Here is a 12,295-nt window from a genome sequence, read left to right as displayed (position 1 = left end):
TAAGAATTAAGATATAATTAAATGATTATTCATAGCATACTTAACAATACCAATTGTGTTTTTTGCTTTTAGTTTTTTCATGATGTTTTTTCGATGAGTCTCTACAGTATTTATACTAATGAAGAGTTGCTCACTTATTTCTTTACCACTATATTCAAGAGCAATCAAAATTATGATTTCAATTTCTCGTTCAGTCAATAATGGGTTTACATTTGGCTTATAAGTATTTAGTTTTGGGTTGTTTTTGGTAGCATGACTAAATATTTTTTCTCGAATAGTTTCGCAAAAATATTCTTCACCGTTGGAAACAGCCTGCACAGCTTCGATAATACTATCTCCGGCACATTGCTTAGTTAAATACCCAGTCACTCCCATATCCATGATTTCTTTAATTAATTTTAAATCATCATAGCTGGAAAGTATTATTACTCTGCACGGAAATCCTTTCTTTGCAAATTCTTTAACAACTTCAATTCCGTCTTTCTCTGGCATACTAATGTCTAAAACAAGAACATCAGCCTTATTGTTGATTACATCTTCATAAACGGTAGTTCCGTTAAGTGAAAAGCCAACAACTTGAAAATTTGGGACAGTATTGAGTAAAGTTTGAATTCCGTGAATAATTATTTGATGATCATCTGCAAGATGAATTCTAATATTCTTTGTCATAAGTATTGATAACTGTATTCAAATTTATAAAAAAAAAGATTCTTAATCATGTTATTTTCTAATAATAAATTTAATCAGTTTTTTTAATAAAAAATCCCGAATTGTTACATTCGGGATTTCTTCGCACATTAATAAATTAAATTTTATAGGTTTATCTCAAGCGATCCACAGATTTTACAAGATCTTCATCCTTCTTGATGGCTTTGTTAGCTAAAACTAAAAAAACGATAGCCAAGATAGGTAGAAACATCCCAATACCTTTCTCAGAAACAGCAACTGCTTCTCCAGATAAATTTAGTGAATGATATACAAACAATCCTAATAAAATCAAATTTAATATGATATTCAATCTGTTGGCAACAAATTGAGTTTGTCTTTTTTTAAATGATATGATGCTGTAAATGGTTATAGCAGTACTTAGACCAAGTAATATGGAGTAAATTTGATTTTGCATAAAAAAATAATCTTTACCATCATTCAATGTCCAAAGAGGAAAAATGAATGGTAAAATACCAATTAACAAAAAGGTAAGTAGTAAATATATAGTTTGTATTCTTTGTATCATGTCTTTGTATTGTTGTACAAAAATATATTTTCTTTTTAATAAATACTATTGTATAATAAATTTTATTTGTATTATTGCATAACATTACCGTAAGCACTTCATACTGCGGGACATTAAAATAAGATACTACCTAAAAAATCTTTTGTATTATTTTCCAAATTAATTAAACAAATAGAACATTCATGTTTGATATTTCTGTATTAAAAGAATTGAAGCTTGCAGAGCTTCAAGAAATAGCTAAAAAGGCTAAAACTATTAAATTCACCGGTGTAAAAAAAGATATTTTAATTGGTCTTATTTTAGAGCATCAGTCTGTTAATATAGAATCTGCCCAAGAGAAAACACTAGAAGGAGAGAAGCCAAAAAGGGCTCGTATTGTTGCAGAAAAAAAAGTAGCAATTCAAAAAAATGTTGCTCCTGTTCTATTTGAAAATGAAGAAAAACAGGAAACACCAGAAATAATAGCAACTCCTGAGAAAAAAGCCAAAATTATTGCAAAGGATACAATTGTTCCTATAGAAGAAGTTACTTCTGATAATGATGCAAAAGAAGTTAAAGTTGTAAAGTTCAGCAAATCGGCTTATGAGAAAAAGATGGCCTTGCAAAGAGAAAAAGAAGCTTTAAAAGAAGCTGCAGTTGTTGAGGAAACTGTTGTTTCAGATTCTAATCCAGAAATTGTAGCTGAAAAAACAGAAAATACTGTTTCGGAAAAAATTATTAACCCGAATCAATTAAATAAAAAAGGGCAAAATCCTAATAATAAGATAAACCCAAATCCAAACGGGAATACCAACCCAAACAACGGAAATCAGAATCCAAATCAAGGAGGAAATCAAAATCAGAATCCTAACCAAAATCCCAATTTTAAAAATAAAAAAAGTAATTTTAAAGATGCTGATTTTGAATTTGATGGTATTATAGAAAGTGAAGGAGTTCTTGAAATGATGCCTGATGGATATGGTTTTTTACGTTCTTCAGATTATAATTATCTAGCATCACCGGATGATATTTACTTATCTACTTCTCAAGTACGTTTATTCGGTTTAAAAACAGGAGATACCGTAAAAGGAGTGGTGCGTCCACCAAAAGAAGGCGAAAAGTTTTTTCCTCTAGTACGTGTTTTGAAAATTAATGGACATGACCCGCAAGTGGTTCGTGACAGGGTTTCTTTTGAGCATTTGACACCAGTTTTTCCTTCTGAAAAATTTAAATTAGCAGAGAAACAAAGTACTATTTCAACACGAATTATTGATTTGTTCTCTCCGATTGGAAAAGGACAGCGTGGTATGATTGTTGCACAGCCTAAAACGGGTAAAACAATGTTGTTGAAAGAAATTGCCAATGCAATTGCTGCTAATCATCCTGAAATTTATTTAATCGTTTTGTTGATAGATGAGCGTCCTGAGGAGGTTACAGATATGCAACGAAGTGTACGTGGTGAAGTTATCGCTTCTACATTTGATAGAGAACCTCAAGAGCACGTTAAGATTGCTAATATCGTTCTGGAAAAAGCAAAACGTTTAGTAGAATGTGGTCATGATGTTGTTATTTTGTTAGACTCAATCACTCGTTTGGCGAGAGCTTATAATACAGTACAGCCTGCATCAGGTAAGGTTTTGAGTGGTGGTGTTGATGCTAATGCTTTGCAAAAACCAAAACGTTTCTTTGGGGCAGCTCGTAATGTAGAAAATGGGGGCTCTTTGAGTATTATAGCGACTGCTTTGACAGAAACAGGATCTAAAATGGACGAGGTAATCTTTGAAGAATTCAAAGGAACTGGTAATATGGAATTACAATTGGATCGTAAAATTGCTAATAAACGTATATTTCCAGCGATTGATTTAACTTCTTCAAGTACTAGACGTGATGATTTATTATTAGATCAAAAAACATTACAAAGAATGTGGATTATGCGTAAAATGCTTTCGGATATGAATCCAGTTGAAGCTATGACTTTGATAAATGACCGTTTCAAACAAACCAGAACGAATGATGAGTTCTTGATTTCAATGAACGATTAAAATAATATTTTTCACATTTGTGCTAGAATACATTCTGCTTAAAATTTGAAACAAAAAAAATCCTCATATTGAGGATTTTTTTTGTTTCATTCCCATGAGTTAGAATCTTATTCTTTATTCTTTTCTTTTTTCTCCGCAATGTTTTGACTTTCTTTTCTTTCCAATAAAGCCATATAAAAACCATCAAAGCCAGATTCTGAAGCTAATATTTTTTGATCTTTTATGAAATTAAATTGTTTTCCAATATCTGTTGTTAGGAAACGTGCAATTTGTTCTTGATTTTCAGAAGGTAAAATAGAGCAGGTTGCATAAACTAATTTTCCACCTGGTTTTACAATTTTTGAATAGCTTTCTAATACTTCAGATTGAACTTTACGGATATTATCGATAAATTCAGGTTTTAATTTCCATTTAGAGTCAGGATTTCTTTTAAGAACTCCTAAACCGCTGCATGGAGCGTCAATTAAAACTCTATCAGCTCTTTCATGAAGTTTTTTGATCACTTTTGTTGAGTCAATGATACGGTATTCAATATTGAAAGCACCGTCTCTTTTAGCTCTAAGCTTTAATTGTTTTAGTTTACTTTCGTATAGATCCATCGCAATTAATTGTCCTTTATTTTCCATTAAAGAAGCAATATGCAATGTTTTTCCTCCAGCTCCAGCACAAGTATCTACAATTCTCATTCCAGGTTTTACATCTAGAAAGTGAGCGACAAGTTGAGAATTGGCATCTTGTACTTCGAAAAATCCTTGTTTGAATGCATCCGTCAGGAAAACATTTGCTCTTTCTTTTAATACTAGTGCATCAGGTTGATCTTTCAAGAATTCAGTTTCGATGTTTAAATCCATCAAAATTGCTCTTAAGTTTTCTTTGGTAGTTTTAAGTGTGTTTACTCTTAGAATTACTTTAGCAGGTTGGTTTTGAGCAGCAATTTCGGTTGCCCAAACTTTTTCTCCTAATTCTTTTACACCTAATTCATCCATCCAGTCAGGAATAGATTCTTTTAAAGCTCTTGTTTTTGAAAGTTCATCAAAACGTCCTTTTATTTTTCTTTCAGGAGTTCCTTCTAGTTGTCTCCAATCCGGAATAGGATAACCTCTTAAAACTGCCCAAACAGAGAACATTCTCCAAAGATTATCTCTGTCGTATGGTTCTTTTACTTCGGCAATTTCACCGTATAATCTTTTCCAACGAACAATTTCGTAGATGGTTTCTGCAACAAATTTTCTATCTGAACTTCCCCAGCGTTTGTCTTTTTTTAGGGATCTGGCTACTACTTTATCTGCATATTCTCCTTCGTTGAAAATAGCATTAAGGGCATCGATAGTGGTATAAACTAAATTTCTGTGTAATCTCATTTTAAATAATTGAAATGCAAAGGTACTATTTATTGGTTAAAAACTATGTTTTATATTGTATTCAAAAAAAAACACTGCTCATGAACAGTGTTTTTTGATATTTATTTAGCTTTTGACGAAGACTCTCGTTAATCCAATATTCTCTGGTGGATGAAGCACCATTGGGAATTTTTCTATTTTTACAGAACTACTGTCTAAACCAAAAGCACTTTCTTCTGATAAACTTAGCTTTTTAATTAAGAAGTAAGAGTTCATAATTAATTTTTCATGCCATAATAAATCACTATCAGGAGATAAAAATTTCTCAGAAAGTACAAATTTAAAATCTCCAATAATGTTGTTTTTGTTTAGAGATTCATATCTACTGGTAATATCTACTTCGCCATTTTTTACCATATCTTTGATTACTTCTCTAAACATTAAGTTTACTTTGGTGGGCTCTCTAAATCCTAGATTAAAATCTACTCTATATAAATCGTCTTTAAGTATTTCCCTTACTTTGTATTCTGTTTTATAAGGTTCTGATAAAATATTTACGTGTACAAACCAATATATATCTGCTCTTTTAGGTCTTTTTTGCAGGATAGAAAACATTACTTTTTCTTCTATTTCATCACTGCGGTTGGCGTTTGTCATGTAGACCAAATGGGTGGCGTATTTTGGAATAGATAAGTCAGCGCTTAGTTCACTTAGTACTTTTTTGTAATCATCAATTTTTACAAATTTAGTATAGCTTTTGTTAATTTGTTTAGCTCTGTACCAAATAGTCATTACAGCAATAAGAATCATGGCTATGAAAAGAGTTACGTAACCGCCTTCTGCAAATTTTGTAATATTTGCTGCAAGGAAACTTAATTCTATACTAAGGTAAATAGTAATTAATGGAACAAAAAAGTACCATTTTACACGTTTCATTATTAAGTAAAAGTTCAATAAGACTGTTGTCATTATCATACATAAAATAATGGCCAAACCATAGGCGTGTTCCATGTTACTTGATTCTTCAAAATGTAATACAATTCCAATACAGCCAATAAGAAGCAGCCAGTTTATTGAAGGAATGTATAATTGACCTTTCAGTTCTGTTGGATATTTAATTTTGACTTTTGGCCAAAAACTCAATCGCATTGCTTCATTGATTAAAGTGAAAGAACCCGAGATAAGAGCTTGAGATGCAATCACTGTAGCGACTGTTGCAATCACAATTCCAAATGGCTTAAACCATAATGGCATTATCATGTAAAAAGGATTGGCAAAATCACCGCCTAAAGCCTGTAAAGTAACTCCTTCATGATGTATTAAAAATGCAGCCTGTCCAAAATAATTTAGAACCAATGCTGATTTTACAAAAATCCAACTTATTCTAATGTTTTTTCTTCCACAATGGCCCATGTCTGAATATAATGCCTCAGCTCCAGTTGTACATAGGAAAACAAATCCTAAAACAAAAAATCCTTCAGGGTGAATAGATAATAAATGGTAAGCATAATATGGATTTATTGCTTTGAAAACTTCTGGATGCAATGAGATCTGACTAATACCTAATATTGCAAGCATTCCAAACCATATTAACATCATTGGTGCAAAAAACTTTCCAACTAATTTGGTTCCAAATTGCTGAATAGTAAATAGCATAACCAAAATACCAATAACAATTGGTACAGTATTAATGTGTGGAAAATAACTTCTCATTCCTTCCACGGCTGAAGATACAGAGATCGGAGGAGTAATGATTCCGTCTGCAAGCAAAGCACTTCCTCCTATAATTGCAGGAACAATAAGCCATTTAATTTTAGTTTTTTTAACTAAGGCATATAAGGCAAAAATTCCGCCTTCTCCATGATTATCAGCACTTAATGTTATCAGCACATATTTGATTGTAGTCTGTAGTGTAAGTGTCCAAAAAACACAGGATACGCCTCCTAAAACAACATCAGCATTAATTATGTAATCGCCAAGTATGGCTTTCATTACATATAAAGGAGAAGTACCAATATCTCCATAAATAATTCCTAAAGAAATTAATAAACCACCTAGAGTTAATTTACTATGGAGGTCTTTGTGCGTTGCGCTCATCTAATATTTTTATAAAAACTGGGTCAAATTTACTATTTTTCAATAATAAAAAGGGACTTATTTATTAAAATAATAAAAGAGGCCTAATATGTTAGTATTAAGCCTCTTTTGAAGTTTTTATATTTATTTACATTCTTTTATTGTTGCCTCTGGAGGCGTAATCATTATTTCTTTGTGATTCAGATCTTTGACTGTTGTTTTCTCTAGGATTACTGTTTCTGTTTTGTGAATTGTCTCTTTGAGGTTGTGCTCTTTGAGAATTATTTTCGCTAGGAGCACTGTTTCTGTTTTGAGAATAATCTCTTTGAGGTTGTACTCTCTGAGCATTATTTTCTTTTGAAGTACTAGCCATATTTTGAGAATAATCTCTTTGAGAGTAATTTTCTCTAGGAGTACTGTTTCTGTTTTGAGAATAATCTCTTTGGGGTTGTACTCTCTGAACATTATTTTCTTTTGAAGTACTAGCCATATTTTGAGAATAATCTCTTTGAGAGTAATTTTCTCTTGAAGAATTTGCTCTGTTTTGTGCATAGTCTCTTTGAGGCTCACTTCTTTGAATATTTGTAACTCTTGAAGTATTGTTTCTGTTTTGAGTGTAATCCTTTTGATACTCAATCATAGGTTTGTTTGTTGTTCTTGAAGAACTTGTTCTGTTTTGAGAATATTCTCTTTGATCGTTATTGTAATTATTGTTGTTTGAATTGTTTCTAGAATATGCAACTTCATTTCTATTATTGTTGCTATATCTTTTTTGATCTAATTCATATCTGTTTGAATAGCTACTGTTTCTTCTTGAAAATGCATATTCAGGATGTTTTCTTTCATAACCATTACAACTATAAGAGGTGTATATTGCTGGAGCTCTGTAACATCTTCTGTAGTTTACGTAGTTATATGTGTTATGATAATTTACACAACCATAAACATTTTGTCTATAGGTATATACAGGATACGGATTCCATGCAATATAAAAAGTTGGGTATAAATTCCATGTCCAAGTTGAATAATAAGGACGGTAATAACTGGCCCAAAAACTTGCATATATTTGTGGAGTTGAGTAATATTGTGGCTCATAAATATAATTTTGACCATAAATGAATGCGTTCCCAACAATTTGGATTGAAATTTTATTACTTCTATCTTTTTCTACTTCTATAGTAGCAACATCTTGGTATAAATCGCGACCAAGGATTGATTGTATAACTATTACGTGTGTATTATTTTCAATGGATTCTATTACTCTTAAATAGTCAACTTGATTGTCGTTATTTAAGTCTAAATTTGAAATTTGAAGTTTAGGATCATTTAAACGTCTTTCAAAGTCATTTAAGTTTTGAGATTCGCCAAAAATTGATGATACCGCTGTTAAATCAAGATTATCACTAATATCTGAGTTCATTGCATTTATTGTAGTTCTATTTTGTGCATTTACTTGAAAGGCAAAACAGGTAGCGATAATTGCGGCTAATTGTATTTTGGTTTTCATGATTTTTAAATTAATTGGTTATGTTACTATGTAAACAACAACTGTGCCAGAAATATGATTTATCAGTAATGGATTTTAAATAAAATTATATATTTGATTGAAAAAGGTGAATTATGATGAATAAAAAATTTATTAGTTTGTTGTTATTTAGCGGATTGTATTCTGTATCAGCCCAGGATTTAAATAAAAATAAAATTGATTCAAAAAGTTTTAGTGCGGTTAAAATTGATACTCTTTTTCAAGATAATATAAGTATTAGGGCAATTGTGGTGGATAACGATAAAGTTTGGTATGCAGGAGATAAAAATCGATATGGTTTTTATGATTTAAAAATTAATAAAAAATTTGAGAATAAGATAGCTGAAGATACATTGAAAATAGAATTTAGAAGTATCGCTAAAACAGATAAAAATATATATGTCCTTAGCGTTGCTAATCCTGCTCTATTATATCAAATTAGTAAAGACGGAAAAAACACTAAATTAGTTTATCAAGAAAGAGGCGAAAAGGTTTTTTATGATAGTATGCAGTTTTGGAACAATACCGAAGGAATTGCTATTGGTGATCCTCTAACCAATCATCTTTGTGTATTGAAAACAATTGATGGAGGTCTTACATGGAATAAATTGCCAGAAAGTAAACTTCCCGAAATCGTAGATGGTGAGGCTCATTTTGCAGCAAGTAATACTAATATAGTTATTAAAGGGAATGATACTTGGATTGTTTCTGGAGGAAAAAAAGCAAGAGTTTTTCATTCTTCAGATAAGGCGGATTCCTGGAAAAGCTTTCAAACACCAATTGTTGAAGGTAAACAAATGACAGGAATCTTCACAGCTGATTTTTATGATGGAAAAAATGGTTTTGTAGCTGGAGGAAATTATGAAATATTAAATCAAAATTTCGGTAATAAAGCAATAACCGAAGATGGAGGAAAAACTTGGAAACTTATAGCTGATAATATAGGCTCTGGGTATACTTCCTGTATCCAATATGTTCCCAAAAGTAAAGGAAAAGGGATTGTAGTTGTTGGTGCAACAGGTTTGTATTATTCCTCAGATGGCGGGAGTAATTGGATTCAATTTAGTCAAGATTCGAGTTTGTTTACTATCCGATTTGTAAATGAGACTACAGTTATTGCTGCTGGAAGTAATAAAATGATTCGTATTAGGTTTAAATAAAAATTCCCGTTTTATATAGATTTTATAAAACGGGAATTAGTGAATTAATAACCAATTATTTATTGGAACCTTTGTCTTTATATTGCTGAAGTAATTTTCTACTGAAATCTTCTTCTGCTTTTTTTAATTTGATTATTTTAACTGAAGGAAGGATTTCTTTTAAATTTGCTATGAATTTTTTCCTTAAATTGAATAAATCTTCTTCATTATCCTCAATTTGATCTAATAGTGCACTTGCATCTTTTTCTGATAATTTATCAATATTATCACCTTGCATTCTTTTAAAATAGCCTTTCATTTTTTGATGTCTTAATTCAAATTGTTTGTCATCAAAGGTGTTGTAAAGAGGCCAGAATTTTTCAGCTTCACTGGACGTAAGATCCAATTCACTTGTCAAAAATGCAACTTTCATTGCTCTAATTTGCTCTTTTTTTTCTTTAAAATTATCATTTTGAGCATAGAAATTAAAGGATAAAAATAAAAAAAGTATCGGGAATAGTTTTTTTAAGGCCATGATTGTTTTTTTTAAATTTTAATTTTGATTTTCAATAACTAGATTTTCAATATTTGGATTGGAAACCAGCATGTCTTCTAATGTTTGTGTTTCTATTTTTTTTGTATTTAAGATAATGGCATTACTTTCGGGCTCGATTTCGCTTATTATTTCATCTTGATTTAGATGACCTTCTTCTGCTAAATAATTTTCAATAGTAATGGAATCAATATCTTTACTTTTTGTGTACGATTGATATAATATTGGTATCATTAAAGCAAGCATTAAAACTGCAGCAACAGCAAAAAGCACTGCTTTTCTTTTTCTAAAAATTGATAGTACTTTAGGTTCTCTAACAATTGGTTCTTGAGATATTTTTTCAAGAAGAATTGTCGAGAGATTTTCAAAGTAGTTGTCAGGAGTTTTAAAGCCTGATTCTATTTTTGGTACGTCATCTAATTTAAAAGGTTTCATGTGTTATTAATTTTATTTTTAATGAAAAAAAAATGATTTAATTGTCTTTTTTAAATGTCATTAAAATATTTATTTGTAATTGTATATTGGACTAAACTGTGTTTAAAAGGTTTAATTGGTTGTTACAAAAGCTTCTATTTTTTTTACTGCATGATGATAGGAGGCTTTTAATGCACCTACAGATGTTCCTAGTATTTCTGATATTTCTTCGTATTTTAAATCTTCAAAATATTTCATTTTGAAAACTAATTGTTGTTTTTCGGGTAATTCGGTAATTGCTTTTTGCAATTTAATTTGAATTTCGTCTCCGTCAAAATAAATATCAGCTTTCAAATTATCAATCGCTTTGTTTTGTAATTCAACCGATGAAATTCCAGTTTTCCTTGCTTTTTGATTTAAAAAAGTCAATGCTTCATTGGTTGCAATGCGATACATCCAAGTAAATAATTTACTTTCTCCTTTAAAGTTTTTTAAATTTTGAAATACTTTAACAAATGAGTTTTGTAAAACATCATCAGCGTCATCATGGCTTAAAACAATGTTTCGTACATGTACATATAAAGGTTTTTGATAGTCTTGCATGAGTTTTTGAAACGCTTGATTTTGCGTTTGTGGATTCAATAGACTAAAAATAAATTCCTTTTCGTCCTGCAATTTGCTGTGTTTTTAATCTTTGATGCGAAAAAATAGAAAAGGTTTAATCTGATTTTAAATTATTTAAAAATCAAATTCGTCTTCATGTTTTTTGACTGTAGGTTTAGGGGCTAGAGTATCTCTTACAACTCTTTTATATACTGGGGGTATCACTTTTGGTTTTATTGGAAAATACATTTCTGTTAGCCATTTTGATGGGCTTAGAGTTTCGTTTTTACCTCTTGTGAAAATTTCTAAATGTGAAAAAGTACTGCCAGTTAGAATGTTTTTTGTTGTTGTATATGCCGTTGTTTCGCCTAAGGCTTTGTTTTTATATGTATAATTTCCAGTTAAACTAGTTTTCAATGCTTCAAAAGCTTCCAGTTTTCCAGATAATATATCGCTTCCGTCACTAGTGAAAATTTGTTCAGTGATTGGGATACAAAACGAAGCTCTGGTTAAATCCTTAATTGTATCGTAAGTTTGATAAATGATAAATGGTCTTCCATTCATTTTAATATTATTCTGTTTGCAAAAGGCAATAATTTTAGGAAAAACTACATTAGCATTTCTACTGATGTCGGAAATTTTACTAGTGAATGATTGTCTTAAGTAATATGTTTCTAGTTTTTTTACGATTCCATTTATTTTGGCTGAATATGTACTGTTTTCAAAATCAAGTGTTTTGTCAAGATTAGCCAAAGATTTATCATATACCTTAGATAAAGTGTTTTTTGCACCTACGTTAAAAAACGAACTTACCTTTAACATAAAATCCATTTTCCCAACTGATTTCCAAGTTACTTTTGTACCACCTATAGTATCTTTGAAGCTCCAATAGACATCTGAGGAAGTTTCGTTAAATTCCATTTTCTGAACAATGCTATCATTCTCCTTAGTATATAAAGTTTGAATACTGCCGATAGCACTTCCTTCCCAAGTGAATGAACTTCCTTTGCCAATAGTCGAAGGAGAGAATGAAGATTTTATTGATGTATCATTGGAAATCCAGCTACTAAATTTTGGCCAGTTTTTATAATCGTTAACATAATTAAAAACAGTAGCCTTTGGAGAATTAATTACTTTACTACTTTCTACAGTGAAATTTCCTTTTTGTGTTGCAATATATATTGTAAGTGCCACAAGGCTCAATAGTAATAAAAGAAAAAGATATTTAATAATTCTCATAATGGGGTAGATGATTTATTCTGTTGTAAAGTTAGAAATTTAATTAATTATACTACAATATCCATTCATAAAATCTTAAATTCTTCTAGAGGAATTCATTTTTTAATTTACAAATGTCAGTTTGAAATGTAAAACAAAAAAACGTCAACAT

Annotated in this window: 11 protein-coding genes; 2 read left to right on the top strand and 9 right to left on the bottom strand. The window is 30.5% G+C overall.

Annotated elements, in window-relative coordinates; genetic code table 11:
* Nucleotides 1-6: 6 nt before the first annotated feature.
* Together CLU82_RS02270 and CLU82_RS02265 are read right to left on the bottom strand one after the other, a co-directional pair.
* A complete protein-coding gene (locus CLU82_RS02270; protein WP_100841558.1) occupies nucleotides 7-669 on the bottom strand; it encodes a response regulator transcription factor in 663 nt (220 codons plus the stop codon).
* Between the two features lie 151 nt (nucleotides 670-820).
* Complete coding sequence (locus CLU82_RS02265; protein WP_100841557.1) at nucleotides 821-1,234, bottom strand: DUF4293 domain-containing protein; 414 nt, start codon at nucleotides 1,232-1,234, stop codon at nucleotides 821-823.
* A gap of 182 nt (nucleotides 1,235-1,416) precedes the next feature.
* On the opposite strand from CLU82_RS02265, the gene rho reads away from it, so the two are divergent.
* Nucleotides 1,417-3,255, top strand: coding sequence for a transcription termination factor Rho (rho, locus tag CLU82_RS02260; RefSeq protein ID WP_100841556.1), 1,839 nt, complete (start codon nucleotides 1,417-1,419; stop codon nucleotides 3,253-3,255).
* Between the two features lie 107 nt (nucleotides 3,256-3,362).
* On the opposite strand, the gene CLU82_RS02255 is transcribed toward rho, so the two are convergent.
* From CLU82_RS02255 to CLU82_RS02245, 3 genes are all read right to left on the bottom strand, one after another.
* Entirely contained in the window at nucleotides 3,363-4,616 is a 1,254-nt protein-coding gene (locus CLU82_RS02255; RefSeq protein WP_100841555.1) for an RsmB/NOP family class I SAM-dependent RNA methyltransferase, read from the bottom strand.
* 105 nt (nucleotides 4,617-4,721) lie between these two features.
* Nucleotides 4,722-6,692 carry a KUP/HAK/KT family potassium transporter gene (locus tag CLU82_RS02250; RefSeq protein WP_100841554.1) on the bottom strand — a complete coding sequence of 657 codons (1,971 nt, stop codon included), beginning with the start codon at nucleotides 6,690-6,692 and terminating at the stop codon, nucleotides 4,722-4,724.
* Between the two features lie 127 nt (nucleotides 6,693-6,819).
* Nucleotides 6,820-8,178, bottom strand: a complete 1,359-nt coding sequence (locus CLU82_RS02245) for a hypothetical protein (protein ID WP_100841553.1) — start codon at nucleotides 8,176-8,178, stop codon at nucleotides 6,820-6,822.
* 113 nt (nucleotides 8,179-8,291) lie between these two features.
* Here CLU82_RS02245 and CLU82_RS02240 point away from each other — a divergent pair, with 113 nt between their 5' ends.
* Entirely contained in the window at nucleotides 8,292-9,356 is a 1,065-nt protein-coding gene (locus CLU82_RS02240) for an oxidoreductase (RefSeq protein WP_100841552.1), read from the top strand.
* Between the two features lie 55 nt (nucleotides 9,357-9,411).
* Here the strand turns inward: CLU82_RS02240 and CLU82_RS02235 are convergent, their stop codons facing one another.
* The 4 genes from CLU82_RS02235 to CLU82_RS02220 form a co-directional block, all read right to left on the bottom strand.
* Nucleotides 9,412-9,870 carry a sensor of ECF-type sigma factor gene (locus CLU82_RS02235; RefSeq protein WP_100841551.1) on the bottom strand — a complete coding sequence of 153 codons (459 nt, stop codon included), beginning with the start codon at nucleotides 9,868-9,870 and terminating at the stop codon, nucleotides 9,412-9,414.
* Between the two features lie 18 nt (nucleotides 9,871-9,888).
* On the bottom strand, nucleotides 9,889-10,323 hold the full coding sequence (locus CLU82_RS02230) for a hypothetical protein (RefSeq protein ID WP_100841550.1): 435 nt from the start codon (nucleotides 10,321-10,323) through the stop codon (nucleotides 9,889-9,891).
* 111 nt (nucleotides 10,324-10,434) lie between these two features.
* Nucleotides 10,435-10,977 carry an RNA polymerase sigma factor gene (locus tag CLU82_RS02225; RefSeq protein WP_100841549.1) on the bottom strand — a complete coding sequence of 181 codons (543 nt, stop codon included), beginning with the start codon at nucleotides 10,975-10,977 and terminating at the stop codon, nucleotides 10,435-10,437.
* 63 nt (nucleotides 10,978-11,040) lie between these two features.
* Entirely contained in the window at nucleotides 11,041-12,144 is a 1,104-nt protein-coding gene (locus CLU82_RS02220; protein WP_100841548.1) for an SRPBCC family protein, read from the bottom strand.
* Between the last annotated feature and the right edge of the window lie 151 nt (nucleotides 12,145-12,295).

This window comes from Flavobacterium sp. 5 (assembly GCF_002813295.1).
GTDB lineage: Bacteria > Bacteroidota > Bacteroidia > Flavobacteriales > Flavobacteriaceae > Flavobacterium.
Note: the sequence above shows the minus strand (reverse complement) of the source record. Positions and strands in the feature narration are given on the sequence as shown.

Coding starts and splice junctions, on each gene's coding strand:
- CLU82_RS02270 (WP_100841558.1), bottom strand. CDS start 669: ATGACAAAGAATATTAGAATTCATCTTGCAGATGATCATCAAATAATT.
- CLU82_RS02265 (WP_100841557.1), bottom strand. CDS start 1,234: ATGATACAAAGAATACAAACTATATATTTACTACTTACCTTTTTGTTA.
- rho (WP_100841556.1), top strand. CDS start 1,417: ATGTTTGATATTTCTGTATTAAAAGAATTGAAGCTTGCAGAGCTTCAA.
- CLU82_RS02255 (WP_100841555.1), bottom strand. CDS start 4,616: ATGAGATTACACAGAAATTTAGTTTATACCACTATCGATGCCCTTAAT.
- CLU82_RS02250 (WP_100841554.1), bottom strand. CDS start 6,692: ATGAGCGCAACGCACAAAGACCTCCATAGTAAATTAACTCTAGGTGGT.
- CLU82_RS02245 (WP_100841553.1), bottom strand. CDS start 8,178: ATGAAAACCAAAATACAATTAGCCGCAATTATCGCTACCTGTTTTGCC.
- CLU82_RS02240 (WP_100841552.1), top strand. CDS start 8,292: ATGATGAATAAAAAATTTATTAGTTTGTTGTTATTTAGCGGATTGTAT.
- CLU82_RS02235 (WP_100841551.1), bottom strand. CDS start 9,870: ATGGCCTTAAAAAAACTATTCCCGATACTTTTTTTATTTTTATCCTTT.
- CLU82_RS02230 (WP_100841550.1), bottom strand. CDS start 10,323: ATGAAACCTTTTAAATTAGATGACGTACCAAAAATAGAATCAGGCTTT.
- CLU82_RS02220 (WP_100841548.1), bottom strand. CDS start 12,144: ATGAGAATTATTAAATATCTTTTTCTTTTATTACTATTGAGCCTTGTG.